The 17527-nt window shown below is 64.6% G+C and carries 21 protein-coding genes and 1 pseudogene; 14 read left to right on the top strand and 8 right to left on the bottom strand.

Going from position 1 to position 17527, the window contains the following annotated elements; translation table 11 throughout:
• Positions 1-9 precede the first annotated feature (9 nt).
• From ACFQDL_RS16795 to madM, 9 genes and pseudogenes are all read left to right on the top strand, one after another.
• On the top strand, positions 10-876 hold the full coding sequence (locus ACFQDL_RS16795) for a triphosphoribosyl-dephospho-CoA synthase (RefSeq protein ID WP_379910044.1): 867 nt from the start codon (positions 10-12) through the stop codon (positions 874-876).
• Positions 877-894: 18 nt separating this feature from the next.
• Positions 895-1200, top strand: coding sequence for a malonate decarboxylase acyl carrier protein (mdcC, locus tag ACFQDL_RS16790; RefSeq protein WP_379910043.1), 306 nt, complete (start codon positions 895-897; stop codon positions 1198-1200).
• On the top strand, positions 1197-2051 hold the full coding sequence (locus ACFQDL_RS16785) for a biotin-independent malonate decarboxylase subunit beta (RefSeq protein ID WP_379910042.1): 855 nt from the start codon (positions 1197-1199) through the stop codon (positions 2049-2051). The genes mdcC and ACFQDL_RS16785 overlap by 4 nt, the downstream gene beginning before the upstream one ends.
• Positions 2048-2884: a biotin-independent malonate decarboxylase subunit gamma gene (mdcE, locus tag ACFQDL_RS16780; protein WP_379910041.1), complete on the top strand. Its 837-nt coding sequence runs from the start codon at positions 2048-2050 to the stop codon at positions 2882-2884. The genes ACFQDL_RS16785 and mdcE overlap by 4 nt, the downstream gene beginning before the upstream one ends.
• Complete coding sequence (locus tag ACFQDL_RS16775) at positions 2884-3177, top strand: hypothetical protein (RefSeq protein ID WP_379910040.1); 294 nt, start codon at positions 2884-2886, stop codon at positions 3175-3177. Before mdcE ends, ACFQDL_RS16775 begins: the two co-directional genes overlap by 1 nt.
• A pseudogene (locus tag ACFQDL_RS16770) lies at positions 3174-3523 on the top strand (phosphoribosyl-dephospho-CoA transferase MdcG domain-containing protein). The gene ACFQDL_RS16775 and the pseudogene ACFQDL_RS16770 overlap by 4 nt, the downstream one beginning before the upstream one ends.
• Positions 3517-4437 carry a malonate decarboxylase subunit epsilon gene (mdcH, locus tag ACFQDL_RS16765; protein ID WP_379910039.1) on the top strand — a complete coding sequence of 307 codons (921 nt, stop codon included), beginning with the start codon at positions 3517-3519 and terminating at the stop codon, positions 4435-4437. The pseudogene ACFQDL_RS16770 and the gene mdcH overlap by 7 nt, the downstream one beginning before the upstream one ends.
• 135 nt (positions 4438-4572) lie before the next feature.
• Positions 4573-4965 carry a malonate transporter subunit MadL gene (gene madL / locus ACFQDL_RS16760; RefSeq protein ID WP_379910038.1) on the top strand — a complete coding sequence of 131 codons (393 nt, stop codon included), beginning with the start codon at positions 4573-4575 and terminating at the stop codon, positions 4963-4965.
• A 9-nt stretch (positions 4966-4974) separates the two neighbouring features.
• On the top strand, positions 4975-5739 hold the full coding sequence (gene madM, locus ACFQDL_RS16755; protein WP_379910037.1) for a malonate transporter subunit MadM: 765 nt from the start codon (positions 4975-4977) through the stop codon (positions 5737-5739).
• Between the two features lie 595 nt (positions 5740-6334).
• Here madM and ACFQDL_RS16750 read toward each other — a convergent pair.
• The 7 genes from ACFQDL_RS16750 to ACFQDL_RS16720 all read right to left on the bottom strand — a co-directional run bounded on the left by ACFQDL_RS16750 (position 6335) and on the right by ACFQDL_RS16720 (position 11103).
• Entirely contained in the window at positions 6335-6505 is a 171-nt protein-coding gene (locus ACFQDL_RS16750; protein WP_379910036.1) for a DUF2256 domain-containing protein, read from the bottom strand.
• Positions 6506-6509: 4 nt separating this feature from the next.
• The gene (locus tag ACFQDL_RS16745; protein WP_379910035.1) at positions 6510-8039 is read right to left on the bottom strand and encodes a cryptochrome/photolyase family protein; all 1530 of its coding nucleotides are present in this window, start codon (positions 8037-8039) and stop codon (positions 6510-6512) included.
• A 54-nt stretch (positions 8040-8093) separates the two neighbouring features.
• Positions 8094-8600: a YpsA SLOG family protein gene (locus ACFQDL_RS16740; protein WP_379910034.1), complete on the bottom strand. Its 507-nt coding sequence runs from the start codon at positions 8598-8600 to the stop codon at positions 8094-8096.
• A 39-nt stretch (positions 8601-8639) separates the two neighbouring features.
• The gene (locus ACFQDL_RS16735) at positions 8640-9506 is read right to left on the bottom strand and encodes a bifunctional methionine sulfoxide reductase B/A protein (RefSeq protein ID WP_379910033.1); all 867 of its coding nucleotides are present in this window, start codon (positions 9504-9506) and stop codon (positions 8640-8642) included.
• Positions 9507-9639: 133 nt separating this feature from the next.
• The gene (locus ACFQDL_RS16730) at positions 9640-10068 is read right to left on the bottom strand and encodes a hypothetical protein (protein ID WP_379910032.1); all 429 of its coding nucleotides are present in this window, start codon (positions 10066-10068) and stop codon (positions 9640-9642) included.
• A gap of 75 nt (positions 10069-10143) precedes the next feature.
• Positions 10144-10476, bottom strand: a complete 333-nt coding sequence (locus ACFQDL_RS16725) for a YnfA family protein (RefSeq protein ID WP_379910031.1) — start codon at positions 10474-10476, stop codon at positions 10144-10146.
• A gap of 42 nt (positions 10477-10518) precedes the next feature.
• The gene (locus ACFQDL_RS16720; protein ID WP_379910030.1) at positions 10519-11103 is read right to left on the bottom strand and encodes an NAD(P)H-dependent oxidoreductase; all 585 of its coding nucleotides are present in this window, start codon (positions 11101-11103) and stop codon (positions 10519-10521) included.
• A 148-nt stretch (positions 11104-11251) separates the two neighbouring features.
• Here ACFQDL_RS16720 and ACFQDL_RS16715 point away from each other — a divergent pair, with 148 nt between their 5' ends.
• Both ACFQDL_RS16715 and ACFQDL_RS16710 read left to right on the top strand, forming a co-directional pair.
• On the top strand, positions 11252-11821 hold the full coding sequence (locus ACFQDL_RS16715; protein WP_379910029.1) for a DJ-1/PfpI family protein: 570 nt from the start codon (positions 11252-11254) through the stop codon (positions 11819-11821).
• 123 nt (positions 11822-11944) lie between these two features.
• Positions 11945-12295 (top strand): ribbon-helix-helix domain-containing protein, encoded by a 351-nt coding sequence (locus tag ACFQDL_RS16710; protein WP_379910028.1) that lies wholly within the window; start codon positions 11945-11947, stop codon positions 12293-12295.
• 153 nt (positions 12296-12448) lie between these two features.
• On the opposite strand, the gene ACFQDL_RS16705 is transcribed toward ACFQDL_RS16710, so the two are convergent.
• Positions 12449-13264 carry a helix-turn-helix transcriptional regulator gene (locus ACFQDL_RS16705; protein ID WP_379910027.1) on the bottom strand — a complete coding sequence of 272 codons (816 nt, stop codon included), beginning with the start codon at positions 13262-13264 and terminating at the stop codon, positions 12449-12451.
• Between the two features lie 265 nt (positions 13265-13529).
• On the opposite strand from ACFQDL_RS16705, the gene ACFQDL_RS16700 reads away from it, so the two are divergent.
• From ACFQDL_RS16700 to ACFQDL_RS16690, 3 genes are all read left to right on the top strand, one after another.
• Complete coding sequence (locus ACFQDL_RS16700; protein ID WP_379910026.1) at positions 13530-15002, top strand: alanine/glycine:cation symporter family protein; 1473 nt, start codon at positions 13530-13532, stop codon at positions 15000-15002.
• Between the two features lie 70 nt (positions 15003-15072).
• Positions 15073-16476, top strand: coding sequence for an aspartate ammonia-lyase (locus ACFQDL_RS16695; protein WP_379910025.1), 1404 nt, complete (start codon positions 15073-15075; stop codon positions 16474-16476).
• Positions 16473-17486: a type I asparaginase gene (locus tag ACFQDL_RS16690; RefSeq protein ID WP_379910024.1), complete on the top strand. Its 1014-nt coding sequence runs from the start codon at positions 16473-16475 to the stop codon at positions 17484-17486. Before ACFQDL_RS16695 ends, ACFQDL_RS16690 begins: the two co-directional genes overlap by 4 nt.
• The last annotated feature ends 41 nt before the right edge of the window (positions 17487-17527 follow it).

Raw genomic sequence — 17527 nt, 5'->3', positions numbered from 1 at the left:
GTGATCCCGATGCAGACTGCCACTCAACACGTCGCTGCCCTCGAGTCGCTCTCGCCGCGCGCCGAATACCTTGGCGCGCTGGCCTGCTGGGCGCTGGAGCAGGAAGCCCGACTCAGCCCCAAGCCCGCGCTGGTCGACAGCCGCGGCACCGGCGCCCACAGCGACATGAACCTGTCGCTGATGCTGGCCTCGGCCCGGAGCCTGCGGCCCTGGTTCGCACGCATGGCGGAAGCCGCTCTGGCCCAGACGCCCGTCGTCGAACTGCGGCGCCGCATCGGCCAGCTGGGCCGGGATGCGGAAGCCGCAATGATGGCGGTCACCGGCGGCATCAACACTCATCGTGGCGCCATCTGGGCCCTGGGACTGCTGGTTACGGCGGCCGCTAACGAAGCCAACGGCGAAGCCGCATTGTTCGACCGCGCCGCGCAGCTGGCACGGCTGCCGGACCCCGACTGTCCGAGCAGCGAGACCCAGAGCAAGGGCCAGCGGGTGTGCCGGAAGTACCGGCTGCCAGGGGCTCGCGAACAGGCCCAGCAGGGCTTCCCGCACCTGCACCAGCGCGGTCTGCCAACGCTGCGACAAAGCCGCGCCTCTGGCGATTCCGAGTCGGTGGCACGGCTCAACGCGCTGCTGGCGATCATGTCTGCACTGACCGATACCTGCGTGCTGTCGCGTGCCGGTCTTGCCGGCCTCGAGGCGATGCAGCAGGGGGCCCGCGCGGTGCTCGAGGCCGGCGGCTGCGGCAGCTTCGCCGGACGCCGCGCGCTGGCGCAGTTCGAACAGCACCTGCTGTCCCTCAACGCCTCCGCCGGCGGTGCCGCCGACCTGCTGGCCGCGACGCTATTCGTAGACCGTCATCTCAGCGACGCAAACTAATAACAACGGAGATCAGTCATGGACATTTTGCATTTCAACCGCCCGGCCCGGGCGACGGAGATCCGGCCGGCCCTGGTGGGCTACGTCGGCTCCGGCGATCTCGAAGTGATGATCGAGCCGGCGACCGACGCCTGCGCCGACATCCATATCCATACCTCGACCGACGGCAGTGAAGCCCGCTGGCGGCAGGTGATAGAGCTGATCGAGTCCGTCACGACGCTGCCGGCGATGCGCATGGACATCCACGACTTCGCTGCGACGCCCGGCGTGATCCGGCTGCGCATCGAACAGGCGCTCGAACTGGCCCGGGAGGAAACGGCATGACTGCGACTACGCAACAACGGCAGCAGGCCGGCTTTATCGACCTCAGCGCCCGCAAACGTATCGCAGCGCTGCTGGACGCGGGCACCCTGCACGAACTGCTGACCCCCTTCGACCGGCTCACCTCTCCGTGGCTCGAGCGGCAGGGTGTCGTGCCGCAGTTCGACGACGGCGTCGTAATCGCCCGGGGTACGCTCGACGGCAAAGCAGTGGTGGTCGCCGCCATCGAAGCCAGCTTCCAGGGCGGCAGCCTGGGTGAGGTTGGCGGCGCCAAGATCGCCGGCGCGCTGGAGCTGGCGCTGGAAGAAAACCGACGCGGCAATCCCACCGCCGCGGTGCTGTTGCTCGAAACCGGCGGCGTGCGCCTGCAGGAGGCCAACCTGGGCCTGGCCGCGATTGCCGAAATCCAGTCGGCCATCGTCGCGCTTCGCCGGTACCAGCCTGTCATCGGCGTCATCACCGGGCCGGTGGGCTGCTTCGGCGGCATGTCGATCACCGCGGGCCTGTGCAGCTACCTGATCATGACCCGCGAGGGGCGCCCGGGGCTGAACGGCCCCCAGGTGATCGAGCAGGAAGCCGGCGTGGCCGAGTACGACTCCCGTGACCGGGCGTTGATCTGGGGCCTGACCGGCGGCGCCCAACGCCATGCCTCCGGCCTCGTCGATGCCTTCGTCGACGACGATATCGCCGCGGTGCAGGCATCGGTGGCCGACTGTCTGTCGCGCGCTGTGCCGCAGACGCATCGCAGCGACGATATCGCCACGCCGCTGGCACGGCTGCAGCAGGTGGATACCCGCAAGCAGACCGACGCCACCGGCGCTCTCCAGATCCTGACACAGGGAGCCGTCCAATGACCGCATTCAAAGACAACAGCTCCACGCCCACTGCCAGCACACGAGGCCGTACCTGGTTCGATGCCCTGACCGGCGATATGCCCCGCCGCGAGAGCCCGGTGCCGTCGCTGCGGATCGCCGACGGCGAAATCGCCGGGCGCGCCTGCCGTTTCCTGGTGGTACAGGCCGACCCGAACAACCGCTACCCGCGCGCCCGCCGCGGCGAGGTCGGGCTGCTCGAAGGCTGGGGACTGGCCGAGGCGATCGACGAGGTCATCCGCACCGATGCCGGCTCCCCGGTCAAGCGTGCACTGATCGCCGTGGTCGACGTGCCGAGCCAGGCCTACGGCCGCCGCGAAGAGGCGCTGGGCATCCATCAGGCACTGGCCGCCGCGGTCAGCGCCTACGCCCGTGCCCGCCTGGCCGGGCATCCGGTGATCTCGCTGCTGGTCGGCAAGGCGATGTCCGGCGCCTTCCTGGCCCACGGCTACCAGGCCAACTGCATCTTCGCGCTCGCCGACAGCGGCGTTCAGGTACATGCCATGGGCAAGGCCGCTGCGGCACGGGTGACCCTGCGCTCCGAAGAGGAGCTGGACCGGCTCGCGGCCGACGTGCCTCCGATGGCCTACGACCTGGACAGTTATGCCTCGCTCGGTCTTCTCGAATCTCTGATCGAAGTCGAGTCCGCGGACGCGCCGACCGCAGCGGATGTCGAGCGGGTCCAGGCCGTACTGACCAATGCCCTGCACACTATTGAGCCCGGTGACACCAGCCTGGCGCGACGGCTGAACGGCCGCAATCGCGAGGCCTCGCGCCGGGTACGGCAGCTGCTGCGCGAGCAGTGGAGCGCCTGATGGACTGGCGGCCGCACGATCTGCTCTGGGTCCGGCGCGACCGGCTGCTGCCGGCTGGCAGCAGCGCCGCCCTGCCCGACTGGGTGGTCGCGGGCTCTGGCCCGGTGGTGGTGCGCCGCGCGCGGCCGCCGCCGGCCAGATCGCGGTCGGTGTGCGCGGTCGCGACAAAAGCGAGCGCTGTGCCGCCTTCGCCCCGCTTGCGGCAATCGAACAAGATATCGACCCGTTCGGCCTCTGCGCCAAACGCCCCTGGTTCGACCATCCCCAGCGCGGCATACACCCGGTACTGGTGACGCTCGAATGCCTGGCGCCGCTGCTGGATGAGCAGGCGCTGCGCTGGGGTGTGACCGGCAGCCTTGGCTACGAGTTCGCAACAGGGGACCCGCAGATCGGTCCGGCGAGCGACCTGGACCTGGTGATCGACGCCCCCGGCCGCTCTCACGCCAGCAGGCGGTGTGGCTGCTGCAACGCCTGGAGCAACGCGCGTGCCGGGTGGATATCCAGCTGGAGACTCCGCAGGGTGCTATCGCGTTGGTTGAGTGGGCGGGCCCCTCGCACCGGGTCCTGCAAAAAACGCAAGCGGGCCCGCGGCTTACCGCGACTCCCTGGGAACCGGAAGGGGGACAACTGCCATGCTGAGTGCCTTCACCTTTCCCGGCCAGGGCGCCCAGCATCCCGGCATGCTGAGCGAGCTGCCGAGAGACAGCGCCGCGCGGGAGCGCATCGCTGAAGCGGAAGCCGTGCTGGGACAACCGTTGCATGCACTCGACAGCCCGGAGGCGCTGACGGATACCCGCAATGTGCAGCTGTCGCTGCTGATCAGCAGCGTGCTCTGGGCCGAATACCTGCAAGGGCGCGGCTGCATACCGGATTTTGTGCTGGGCCTGTCGATCGGCGCCTATCCGGCCGCCGTGGTCGCCGGCAGCCTGGCGTTCGACGACGCGCTGAGACTGGTCGACCTGCGCGGCCGGCTGATGCAGCAAGCCTATCCGAGCGGCTATGGCATGCTGGCGCTGACCGGTGTCGGACAGACTCAGGTTGAAGCGGAGATCGCGGAACAACGCGCCGAAGGCCGGCCGGTGTATCTCGCCAATCTCAACGGCGAACAGCAGTTCGTGCTGGCGGGATGCCGGAAAGCCATGCAAGACACCGCCGAACGGATCCGCGCCCGGGGCCAATGTTCGGGGCGATTGCTGGACGTCCCGGTACCGTCGCACTGCGAACTGCTGGCGCCGCAGGCCGAGCGGCTGGCCGAAGCTTTCGCCGACGTCGTCATGCAAGCACCGAAGTGCGGCTACGTCAGCGCGGCCCGGGCGCGGGTACTGCGCCAGGCGGACGCCATCCGCCAGGACCTGGTACAGAACATGGCGCATCAGGTGCACTGGCACGACAGCTGCCGGATGCTCGCAGAGCGCGGCCTCGATCGCGCCATCGAGATGCCCCCGGGCAGCACCCTGACCGGGCTGTTCAGGCGCCTGCTGCCACAGGGGTTATGTCAGGCGTTGGCGACAACGCAGCCAGCTGCCCTCGTGGGTTATGCACAACCCGATTAAACAACCGAAACATCAATAATTTCAACGTAATAAGGAGCAAAACATTTATTGAAAGCAACGGCCGTTTAAAATGAGTCCACAACACGCCAAGGCGCAACCAGGAACAATACGAACAAGTAAACTGGAGTCAACATTATGATCATCTACGGAGTCACCCTGCTGTCCGTCTGTACGCTGGCGGGCATCACCCTCGGCCAGATTCTCGGCAAACTGATTGGCGTACCGGCCAACGTCGGTGGTGTCGGGATCGCCATGATCCTGCTGATCCTGGCCGGCAGCTACCTCAACAAGCGCGGTCTGATCGACGTCAAGACGGAACAGGGCGTCGAGTTCTGGAGCGCGATCTATATTCCGGTGGTCGTCGCGATGGCGGCCAAGCAGAACGTGATGGGGGCCCTGACTGGCGGCCCCATGGCCATTCTCGCCGGCGTAACCGCCGTCGCCTGCGGCTTTGCCCTGGTCCCGATGCTCGACCGCCTGGGAAAGGATGAATGTAAAACCAGCGCCGCTACGGCCACCAACTCCTGAGGTGACAGCATGTACGAAGCTCTGCTCCAGGTTACCGGCAAGTACAACCTGATCACCGCTTTTGCCGTGATCGGCATTACCATGTGGTTCTCTTACTGGATCTCCGGGCGCTTTACGCGTGGACGCGTGCACGGCTCGGCCATCGCCATTCTGCTCGGTCTGACGATGGCCTATCTGGGAGGACTTTTCACCGGTGGTGAAAAGGGCGTGGTCGATATCCCGCTGCTCTCCGGTATCGGTCTGCTCGGGGGCTCGATGCTGCGCGATTTCGCCATCGTCGCCACCGGCTTCGGCGTCAATATCGACGAACTGAAACGCGCGGGCCTGTCCGGCGTAATCGCGCTGGTGATGGGAATACTGTCGTCCTTTTTCGCCGGCGTCGCCATTGCCCTGGCGTTCGGTTATACCGACGCCGTCAGCCTGACCACCATCGGTGCCGGCGCCGTGACCTACATTGTCGGCCCGGTCACCGGTGCCGCAATCGGCGCCAGCTCTGAAGTGATCGCACTGTCGATCGCCGCGGGGCTGGTCAAGTCGATCCTGGTGATGGTCACCACGCCCTTCGTCGCGCCCATGATCGGCCTCAACAACCCGCGCACTGCGGTGATCTTCGGCGGCCTGATGGGCACATCGAGCGGCGTCGCCGCAGGGCTGGCCGCGACCGACCCGAAACTGGTGCCTTACGGCTGCCTGACCGCCGCCTTCTATACAGCGCTGGGCTGCCTGCTGGGTCCGTCGCTGTTGTTCATCCTGATACGCGGCGTCATGGGTTAAAAGCTGAGAATCCGGAGACACAAGCGCACATAGCCTTGCCTCTCCCATTTCCGGGAGGGGCTTTTTTACATTGAGACAGGGTACGAGGTAGCCGTTCTTCAGTTATGGGGTAGGCGCGTCAGGCCCGAGCCGATAACCGCATGACGGTACAAAAGTATCAGGCCGCCTGCTCCTTTTCCTCGGCCGGATTGTCCCTGACTGCCACAGTGGCGAATCGCAGAGGTGTTCATGATATAGACTCTAAAAATGTGCGTTTTCTGATGACTCCGCTGGCGTCTGGACGCCGGGTATTCGTCCAAAGTACGGCATAAACATGCAGCCAGCACCGTTCTGGAGCCCTTTTCGGATTCTGATCAAGCTCCGATTATTGAACGGTAATTCTTCGGTTAGCAGCCCACTCCGGTGGAGATCAGGCATGGTCTATGGTTTCGGTCGCTTCGAGCTGGCAATATCCGCGGCACTGTGCCAGCGCTCCGGGGTGAGCAGGCTGCTGGAGCAATGCCGACAGGGGCGTCAGGCATTTCTGCCTCCCTCGGCCACGCAGACCACTGGCGTTGGATAAGCGGGAGCAGGCCATACTCATTGGGAAACCGGCTCAGCTGCAGGACTCCTCCGCACCTGAGACCTCCCGGCGATGGTGCGTTCGCCGGCACCGTTCACTGCAATAGCGTACCTCTTCCCAGAACAGGCGCCATTTGCGACGCCAGGCGAAGGGCCGGCGGCAGTTCACACCGGTTTTTTGCGGCAGATGCGGCTTGCTGTGCACCAACTCAGATCCCGTCAAGATTTGCCAGCAGCCGCTCGGCGCGCTGCTGCAACGCGGATTTTTTCTCGTCCACCATGCGCTCAAAGCTGCGATAGATCATTTGCATCCGCGGAATGGCCGCGAACGCTTCGCGGTGGCGAGCAACGAAATGCCAGTAGAGGCTGTTGAATGGGCAGCTGTCGTCATCGGTCGCCGTTTTGACGTTGTACTCGCAGTGCCGGCAATAGTCGGACATCCGGTTAATGTAGCTGCCCGAGGCCGCATAGGGTTTGCTGCCGAGGTAGCCGCCGTCGGCATGCATCACCATGCCGAGGGTATTGGGCAGCTCGACCCAGTCGTAGGCATCGGCATAGACCGCCAGATACCAGTCGCAGATTTCGGCCGGCCGTATTCCCGCCAGCAGCGCGAAATTGCCGGTGACCATCAACCGCTGGATATGGTGGGCATAGGCATGGTCGAAGGTGTTGCGAAAACATTCGCGCATGCAGGCCATCCGGGTCTGGCCGTGCCAGTACATGGCCGGCAGCGCGCGCTCGTTGCCAAGCCGGTTCTCCTGCGCATACTCCGGCATCCGCAACCAGTAGATGCCGCGCACGTACTCTCGCCAGCCGATGATCTGGCGGATAAAGCCCTCGACGGCGTTGAGCGGCGCCTCCTGCCGCCACCAGGCCCGTTCCGCCGCTTCGCAGACCTCCAGCGGTGTCAGCAGGCCACAGTTGAGATAGGGCGAGAGAAGGCTGTGAAAGAGGTAATCCTCGCCCTGAACCATCGCATCCTGGTAGTCGCCGAACCAGGGCAGCCGATGCGCGATGAAATGTTCCAGCGCCGCCAGCGCCTGCTCCCGTATCGTGCCCCAGCGAAAGCTCTCCAGGGTGCCGGGGTGCGCCGGGAAATGCTCCGCCACCAGCGCCAGCACCTCGCGGTCGACAGAATCAAGCTCGAAATCCAGCTGTGCAGGAACCGGCACCTCGCCACGCCAGGGATTTCGGTTGTCGGCATCGAAGTTCCACTGGCCGCCGACAGGCTCGCCGTTTTCCATCAGCAGACCGGTTCGGCGCCGCATCTCGCGGTAGAAATACTCCATGCGCAGCTGCCGCCGGCCCTCTGCCCAGGCCGCAAACTCGTCCGGCGAACAGACGAACCGGTCGTCCTCGCAGACCTGCACCGGAATGCCGAGCGCCTGCGACCAGCGGCTGTCGATCTCGTGCTGCAACCGGTACTCGCCGCAGCGGGTGACGACGACCTCATCGGCCCCGAACAGGCTCGCCTGTGCCTGCAAAACCTCGGACAGGCTAAGGTTTGGTTGCAGCGGATTATAGTGATGATAATCGACCTGCCATCCCCGCTGTCGCAGTTCAACGGCAAAGTGGCGCATCGCACTGAAGATCAACGCGATCTTCTGCTTGTGGTGCTTGACGTAGGTCGCCTCGGCCCCGACCTCGGCCAGCAGCAACCGGTCGCGGTCGTGATCGAGAACTCGCAGGGTGGCGAGCTCAAGGCTGAGCTGGTCGCCGAGAATCAGGCCGATACGCATGGACTGTCCGCTACAGGGATTTAACGCCCGATACGCGGTGCGCGGCCATTCGGTTCAGCCCTGCCTGTGGTCACCCGCGGCGATCAGCCTGCTGACGCTGTCTTTGACAAAGGCATAAACGGCCGGACAACCGCTGTGCCGGGGACCTGCGACGTTAAGCGTCGCGATACCCGCGCCCCCTGCAAAAACAGCCAGCAGCTGCGCAGCCCGTTCAGGGGTAACCAGGTCGATATCGATCAGTTTGTAGGGCTTGCCGGTTTTGATGCAGAACAGGAGCGTCAGCTCGGTACCGCCGCTCGGCGTCGAGGAATAGAAAATGGCGGTGCCGTCCGCATCCTCGACGTTGCGGCGCGTGCGCGCCCGGTAACCGCCGCCGATCTCCTGCAACGGGTAACGGGCATCGATGGTCCCGTCCTCGGCCTTGCGGCCAACGGGACAGCAGCCGCCGGCCGGAAAGCCGGCTTCGAGGGCGGCATCCAGGGCCGCCCGGTCGGCGCCGGTCTGGCCGCCGCTGATGATCTTCTCAAGCATGGGATGATAGCGGTGTTGAATCGCGGTCATTCGCTCGCGGAGCGAGCGCCTACAAGAGCCGAAAGCTGGTCAGAATCGCTTTTGATAGCGGTGGCAGTACGGCATCTTGCCGGTCTTGGCGTAGTAGTCCTGGTGATACTCCTCGGCACGCCAGAACGGCGCCATCGGCAGCAGCCGGGTGACGACGTCGTAGCCCTTGCCCCTGAGGATATCGATCAGCTTCTGGGCAGTCTCCTTTTCCTGCTCGTCGTTGCAGAAAATCGCCGAGGCGTACTGCTCACCGAGATCCGGCCCCTGGCCGTCGACCTGGGTCGGGTCGTGGATCTCGAAGAACAGCTTCGCCAGGGTCTCGAAACTCACCTGCTTCGGGTCATAGCTGACTTCGACGACTTCGAGATGGCCGGTGGTCTTGCCACAGACTTCCCGGTAAGTCGGCTCGTCCTTGTGACCGCCCATGTAACCAGAGACCACCGAGACGACACCCGGCTGCTGCTGCATCAGATGCTCGACACCCCAGAAACAGCCGCCGGCGAAATAGGCCTTCTTCAGCTCGCCTCCGGCACGCCGGGCCAGTTCCTCGGCACTGAGGAAATTCATCGACACAGAGTTGACGCAATGGCGCACGTTCTTGGCGGTTTGCATCTCGCCTTCGAACACATGGCCGAGATGGCCGCCGCAGTTGGCGCAGAGGATCTCGGTGCGACGTCCGTCGGCATCCACTTCGCGACGGATGGCGCCCTCGATCTCGTCATCGAAACTGGGCCAGCCGCAATGGGACGGGAACTTGTCCTCGGAGCGATAGAGCGGCGCACCGCACTGCTTGCAGGTGTAGATGCCGGTCTCGAAGAAGTCGTTGTACTTCCCGGTAAAGGGGCGTTCGGTCCCCTTGTCGATGATGATGTGCTTCTCTTCGGCGCTGAGTTCTTTGTACGGCATATCGTTTCCCCTCGTCGGATCCGGCATTCACAGGGCCCCATTATCCATAAGCGGGACTCCGGGTGTTACACCTGTACGCGGAATGACGATTGCCAGTTTGGCGCCGGGCGCTGAAACGGGACTGAAAATCCCCTCAGTCCAGGACCAGCCGGATGAAGAGGCCGGAGCCGATCTCGAACTCGCCAACCACCTGAATCGCCCCCGGCTCGTAAGGGTCGTAGACCGAAATATGGACATGATCCGGCCGGTCGGCCGGGTGCCGTATCAGCCAGGCGCCCGGCGGTACCCCGGCCCCGCGACAGCGCTCCGGCGGTGGCTGATGGCCCGGCGGGCGGTCCGGGAACCAGACCCGGCACTGGCCTGGCGGCGGATAGTGACCCGGCGGAATATCGAGCCGGCTGTAGCCGTGCTGGTGGAACCAGGAATCGTGCTGGGTCGCGGGAGCCCCGTGTTTGGGCCCCTTGCCCGGGTGCCCCGATTCGTTCTTCCCGGGATCGGCGCTTACCAGACCGGCGCTGAGCAATAGCGCAATACCGAGCGACGCCAGTATGTTCTTTTTCATCGATCCAGCCTCCAACTGGGGACAGGCTTTCATTCTGGCCCATTCGGCCTGACTCTGCACTGAACCCGCCTCGCTTCAGCCGGGGCGGCTGCCGAACATGATGATACCCATGCCGACGAAACAGACCGCAACGCCCACCAGGTCCCAGGTCGTGGGCCGGACACCGTCGACAATCCAGAGCCAGACTATGGCGATACCGACATATACGCCGCCATAGGCCGCATAGACCCGCCCCGCCGCCGTCGGATGCAGCGACAGCAGCCAGGCAAACAGGGCCAGGCTCAGCGCCGCCGGCAGCAGCAACCAGGCCGGTCCCTCCTTGCGCAGCCAGAGCCAGGGCAGATAGCATCCCAGTATCTCGAAGAGTGCGGTCAGCGCAAAAAGCGCAAAGGTCTTGAGCACGAACATCGGTCAATCCCGATTGAAAATGACGCTTTACAGGGTACAGGCTTATTCCGCATCCGCCCCCAGCTTGTAGACTTCCAGCAGCCAGTTCTGACACCGGCTTTCGTCGGCCGCTTCGACGCGGCCAAACAGGGTCGTGTTGACCGGCTCGACACCACAGAAACCGAGTATGTTGCGCTTGAGATTTTTCAACCCGTGGGCGCCGAAGTAAAAGCGGTAGGCCAGCGCCGGCATGCCCATGGTGATGATCACCCGGGCGCTGCGCCCGCGCAGCTGCTTGTCCCACTGACCGTCGTCACGGATATTGAACGCGAAGTCCGGCCGCAGTACCTGCTCGAGGAAGGCCTTAAGCAGTGCCGGCATGGTGCCGAGCCAGAGCGGATAGAAAATCACCAGGTGCTGAGCCCAGCGGATCGCGTCCTGGGCGTCGAGGATCACTTCCGGCGGCTTCTCTTCCTCGAACGCCTGTTTGGTCCGCAACAGCGGGAAATCCAGCCGGGCGACCTCGAGAAGGCGCACTTCGTGACCGGCGGTACGGGCACCGTCGGCATAGGCATCGGCGAGCGCGTAGCCCAGATGCTGTCGGTCGGGATCCGGATGTCCCTGAATGATGGTAATGCGTTTGCCCATAGTTCCATTCCCCGGCACAGGTCGCACTCAAATGCCTTTAGCTTAGCCAAAACAGCGGCATGGGTGACTGGTAGTAATCCACTAATACCACCTGACCGGCCGCAGCTGTTAGAACTTGACCTCCACCTGAACAAGCGGAGGCCAGACAGTGAACAAGAAGAACATCCTGATGATCACCGGCGATTTCACCGAAGACTACGAGACCATGGTGCCCTTTCAGACCCTGCTGGCCGTCGGTCACCGGGTCGATGCGGTCTGCCCGGGCAAGAAAGCGGGCGAAACCGTCGCGACGGCGATCCACGACTTCGAGGGCGACCAGACCTACACCGAAAAGCGCGGCCACAACTTCAGCCTCAATGCCGATTTCGACACCATTGACGTCGAAGCCTATGATGCGCTGGTGATACCCGGCGGCCGTGCCCCCGAATACCTGCGCCTGAATCCGGCCGTGCTGAAGGCGATTCGGCACTTCTTCGAAACCGACAAGCCGGTCGCGGCCATTTGTCATGGTGCCCAGTTGCTGACCGCGGCCGGCGTGCTGCAGGGCCGCGCCTGCTCCGCCTACCCTGCCTGCCGCCCCGAGGTCGAACAGGCCGGTGGCGAGTATGCCGATATCGCCATCGACGCCGCCATCACCGACGGCAACCTGGTGACGGCTCCGGCCTGGCCGGCCCATCCGGCCTGGCTGTCCCAGTTCATGGCACTGCTCGACAGCTGACAGCGCTGTTTCGACGGGGCGGCCTTCCACGGGGCGATCTCCCGTGGGACGGCGCCGGCACACTGTCGGTTGCGGCCCCGTCGCACTAGAATGCTATACGCAGACTCGACCGGAGATCGCCCCATGTGCAAGCTGTTTATCAACGCCGACCCGAAGCTCTGGGTCAGTACCACGCGATCGCTGCGTATCGACGGCATGGTGACGAGCGTGCGGCTGGAAAACTGCTTCTGGAGCATCCTCGAGGAGGTCGCCCGGCGCGACGGGATGAACGTGCCGCAGATGATCACCCGGCTCTACCACGAGTCGATCGACGCCGGCCATGACCTCGGCAACTTCACCTCCTTCCTGCGCGTCTGCTCGATGCGTTACCTGGCGTTGCAACTGAGCGGCGATATCCCGGCCGATACCGATTCGCCGATCTCCGGACTCGATGCCGACCGCATCCTGGCCCGCGAACGCAAGGAGTTGCACTAGTAGGTTGGGTGCAGCGGCGAAGCCGCCTAACCCAACACCAAACGCCGCTGCCAAGCGCAACCAATCGATCGGGACTACGATCGATATGATGGGTTACGCTGCGCTGCACCCATCATATCGGCTGTTAACTGTTCTCTGTCCACTCGCCATTGATCAATGCCTTGCGCGGAAGTGCCACTCCCCTTCCCCGACATCGTTGCGCACGGCGCGCAGGATGGAGTCGTCGATCTCGGGCGAGTCGAGATCGTAGGCGCCGCACAGCGCCAGCGCCTTTCTGAGATTCACTTCCGCTCCCAGGTACTCGTACAGTACCCGGGCACAACAGGGCATCCGTTCGCTGTTGTCCGAGACGCCGATTTTCAGGCCGGTGAGGCGCGACAGGCGGTTCTTGAAGCTGGGGAAGAGAATGGTCTGGGTGATCTCGTGGCTGTTGAGCGACTCGTAGTCGGTCATGAAGATGCGGTCGGTGAGGAAGTGGGCGACACCGAGGTAGCGGTTGTGACAGGGAGGTTCGCCGGGATGCGGCACCATCCGTTCGGTGCGCTGGTAGTAGACCCGGCCATCGCGCCGCTCGAGGCAGACCAGGGTGCGCAACAGCTTGCCGGGGCTGGCCATCGAAAGGTAATACTCGAAGTAGTAACCCAAGTAGCGATCGAGCCCGCCGCTGCCCAGTTCGCCGAGCCGTGCCAGATGAACGGCTTCCGGCGAGGTCGACTCGGGCGCAGCGGTGCGGGCCTGCGGCCGCACCTGCACCAGACGCTGAAACTGGCTGTGGGGCAGCAGGATCTCGTCCTCCTCGACACCGAAGAACTCGCAAAAGCGGCGCAGGGTGCTGGCGGAGGGCCGGTAGCGTCCGCTCAGATAGCGGTTGAACTGCGGACGATTGATATCCAGCCGCCGGCAGACTTCGGCAATCGACTTGTAGTAACTGCAGAGCAGCCGGAGGTTTCGGCCGAAATCTTCGTTCATGGATTCATGCTGAGTCGTGAGTCCGTAGGAGCGCCGCCCCGGTGCGAATAGAGAGTTCCCTGCCGCCGTCGGTTCGCTGCGGGTTAAGTGCCCTCTGGGTACGCCGCTCCCACACCTGACCAGGCACCGACGGATTTTGGCGCACTTTGGCGCAGTTTCAAGCACCAGTGTGCGCCAAAGATCACCAGTGCGTCAAATTCTATCCGATAGGCCCCGCTGTTTAAATGGACAGGCGTACATACAACAACAACAGCGGAGTTACCCTATGTTGGACTTTCTCAACGACCTGCTCTGGGGCAAGGTCCTGATCGTGCTGCTGATCACCGTCGGTATCGGCTTCACCGTCGCCTCCCGCTTCGTCCAGTTTCGCTACTTCGGCCGGATGTTCCGGATCCTCGGCGCCAGCCAGGCATTCCAGCGCGACAAGCACGGCCACCTCAGTTCCTTCCAGGCACTGCTGCTGTCGGTCGCCGGCCGTGTCGGCGGCGGCAACATCGCCGGCGTCGCCGTCGCCATCACCCTCGGCGGCCCCGGTGCCATTTTCTGGATGTGGATGGTCGGCCTGATGGGCATGGCCACCAGCTTCCTCGAATGCACCCTGGCCCAGGCCTACAAGCAGGCCGAGCCGGACGGCACCTACCGCGGCGGCCCCGCCTACTACATTTCCCGCGGCCTTGGCCGCAACTGGAAATGGCTCGCCGGCCTCTACTCGGTGCTGCTGCTGGCGACCTTCGGTTTCGGCTTCACCGCGCTGCAATCCTATGCCGTGGCGACCTCGTTCGACGACGCCTTCGGCGTACCGGTCTTCTACACCGGCATTGGTCTGGCGATGATCGTCGGCCTGATCATCTTCGGCGGCGTCAAGCGCATCGCCAGGGTCTCCGAAGTGCTGGTGCCGGTGATGGCCGGCAGCTACATCCTCATCGCCCTGGCGGTGCTGGGGCTGAACCTCGAGCGCATTCCCGACGTCTTCATGCTGATCGTCAACAGCGCCTTCGGCCTCGAGCAGGCGGTCGGCGGGGGTATCGGCGCGGCGATCCTGATGGGCGTCAAGCGCGGCCTGTTCTCCAACGAGGCGGGCCTTGGCAGCGCCCCCAACGTGGCCGCGGTGGCCTATGTACCACACCCGGCCAACCAGGGCATCGTCCAGGCCTTCTCGGTCTTTATCGACACCCTGATCATCTGCTCGGCCACCGCCTTCATCATCCTGCTCAGCGGTGTCTACGATCCGGCCACGGCCTCCGATGTCGGCGGCGTCGCCCTGACCCAGGCTTCGCTGGCCGAACACGTCGGCGAATGGGGCCGCAGCTTCGTCAGCGTCGCGCTGCTGCTGTTCGGCTTCAGCACCATCCTCTACAACTACTACCTGGGCGAGAACAGCCTGAACTTCTTCAGCACCGAGAACCAGAACCTGTTCAACGGCTTCCGCGTCGCCATCATCGGCCTGGTGTGCTGGGGCGCCACCACGGATCTTGGCACCGTCTTCGCCTTCGCCGATGTCACCATGGGGCTGCTGGCACTGGCCAACCTGTTTGCGCTGATCATGCTGATCAAGCCCGGCCTGCGTATCATGCGCGACTTCGACGATCAGATCAGGGCCGGCGTCGAGCAGCCGGTGTTCGATGCCGCCCGCTTCGCCGATATGAACGTCGATCCGGTGGCCTGGGAGATCGAACCCGAAGACCTCGAACGGGCCCGGCAGGCCGCCACACGCCCCGCGACCGCCACATCCAACTGATTGCCACCGGCCCGCAGGCATACCGCCTGCGGGCTCCCTACCCTCACTTTTGCTGAGTGCATTGAACCCGATGAACACGCGCATTGAACACGACCTGCTTGGCGATCTGGCAGTACCCGAGGATGCCTGGTACGGCATCCAGACCCAGCGCGCCCTGGACAACTTTTCCATCACCGGCGTGCCGATCAGTCACTTTCCGGAACTGGTGAAGGCGCTGGCGATGGTCAAGGCCGCCGCCGCCCGCGCCAACCGCGACCTCGGTGTGCTCGACGGCCGCAAGGCCGAAGCGATCCTCACGGCCTGCGACGAGATCATCGCCGACCGGCTGCACGATCAGTTCGTCGTCGACCTGATCCAGGGCGGCGCCGGCACCTCGACCAACATGAATGCCAACGAGGTGATCGCCAACCTGGCGCTGGAAAAACTGGGGCATGAAAAGGGACAGTACCAGCACCTGCACCCCAACGACGACGTCAACCGCTCCCAGTCGACCAACGACGCCTATCCGACCGCCGCCTGCCTCAGTGTGCAGTTCGCCGCAGAGCCATTGATCGACGCGATTGCCAGCCTGAAAAAGGCGCTGCTGGCCAAGGGCGAGGAGTTCGCCGATGTCGTGAAAATGGGCCGCACCCAACTGCAGGATGCGGTGCCGATGACCCTGGGCCAGGAGTTCGAGGGCTTCGCCGTCAACCTCGGAGAGGATATCGACCGCATTCACGAAGCCTGCGCCCTGCTGTGCGAGGTCAATCTCGGCGGCACCGCCATCGGCACCGGCATCAACGCCCATCCGCGCTACCAGGCGCTGGCGGTGCGCTACCTGGCCGAACTCTCCGGCAAGCCGATCGTGCCGGCGGCGCACCTGGTCGAGGCGACCTCCGATATGGGCGCCTTCGTGTTCTTCTCGGGGATTCTGAAGCGCTTTGCCGTCAAGATCGGCAAGATGTGCAACGATCTGCGCCTGCTGTCCAGCGGTCCGCGCACCGGTTTCGCCGAGATCCTGCTGCCGCCGATGCAGCCGGGCTCGTCGATCATGCCGGGCAAGGTCAACCCGGTGATCCCCGAAGCGGTCAACCAGACCGCCTACCAGGTGATCGCCAGCGACCTGGCGGTGACCCTGGCGGCCGAAGCCGGCCAGCTGCAGCTCAACGCCATGGAACCGATGATCGTCTACAACCTGCTGAACTCGATCCGCATGCTCTGCAACGCCTGCACCATGCTGGAAGAGCGCTGCATCCGCGGCATTCGCGCCAATCGCGAGCAGTGCGCCCGTCACCTGGAAAACAGCATCGGCGTCATCACCGCCCTGGTGCCCCATATCGGCTACGGCAATGCGTCCCGTATTGCCGCTACGGCGCTCAACAGCGGTTCGACGGTGCGGGAACTGGTGGTGGCCGAGGGGTTGCTGGACGCATTGCAGCTCGACCGGCTGCTGAGCCCGCAGGCGATGCTGGCACCGCTACCGGAGGCGCCATGAGCCGGCGCATCCTGATCCTCTATACCGGCGGCACCATCGGCATGCTGTCGACCGGGGACGGCTACGTGCCGATGCCGGGCTTTCACGACCGGCTGCTGCAGCAGCTCGACAGTCGGGCGACCGGGCAACTGCCGGCCTATGATCTCATCGAGTACGGGCACCTGATCGACAGCGCCAACCTGGTACCGGCCCACTGGCAACGCATCGCCCGCACCCTGGCCGAACACTGGGCGCAGTACGACGGCTTCGTCGTGCTGCACGGTACCGACACCATGGCCTACAGCGCCTCGGCGCTGTCGTTCATGCTGCCGGGACTGGACAAGCCGGTGATCCTCACCGGCTCCCAGATCCCGCTGGCGGAACTGCGCAACGACGCCCTCGACAACCTGATCACCGCCCTGCTGCTGGCCGGCAACTGCGATATCGCCGAGGTCTGCGTCTGCTTCAACGGCCGCCTGCTGCGCGGCAACCGCAGCCGCAAGGTCAGAAGCGACGGCTTCGATGCCTTCGACTCGCCCAACTTTCCCTGGCTCGGGCGGGTCGGCATCGATATCGAGCTGCAGACGCATCGGCTGCTGCCGCCGTCCGAACCGCGCTTCGAGATCCCGGATTTCGATCCTGCGGCGGTGGTGATGATACCGGTATTTCCCGGCATCCCCGCGGATCTCATCGAAACGGTACTGCAGCGACCGGGCATCCGCGGCCTGGTGCTGCAGACCTACGGTGTCGGCAACCCGCCGGATGCCGACCGGGCGCTGATCGCCGCCCTCGAGCGGGCGACCGCAGGTGGCATCGCCATCCTCAACATCAGCCAGTGCCAGCAGGGCGCCGTCAGCCAGGGCACCTATGCGACCGGCGCCACCCTCAACCGCATCGGCGTCATTCCCGGCGCCGATATCACGCCCGAGGCCGCCTTCGCCAAGTTGCAGGTGCTGACCGGCCTGGGCCTGGCCGGCGACCCGCTGCGCGAGGCCCTGGGCCGGCCGCTGCGCGGCGAGTGTACGGCCTGAGCAACGCCCACCGCTCGGGTATTGTAGGAGTTCCCCCAAAG

This window comes from Marinobacterium aestuariivivens, from assembly GCF_042661465.1.
Lineage (GTDB): Bacteria > Pseudomonadota > Gammaproteobacteria > Pseudomonadales > Balneatricaceae > Marinobacterium_A > Marinobacterium_A aestuariivivens.
Note: the sequence above shows the minus strand (reverse complement) of the source record. Positions and strands in the feature narration are given on the sequence as shown.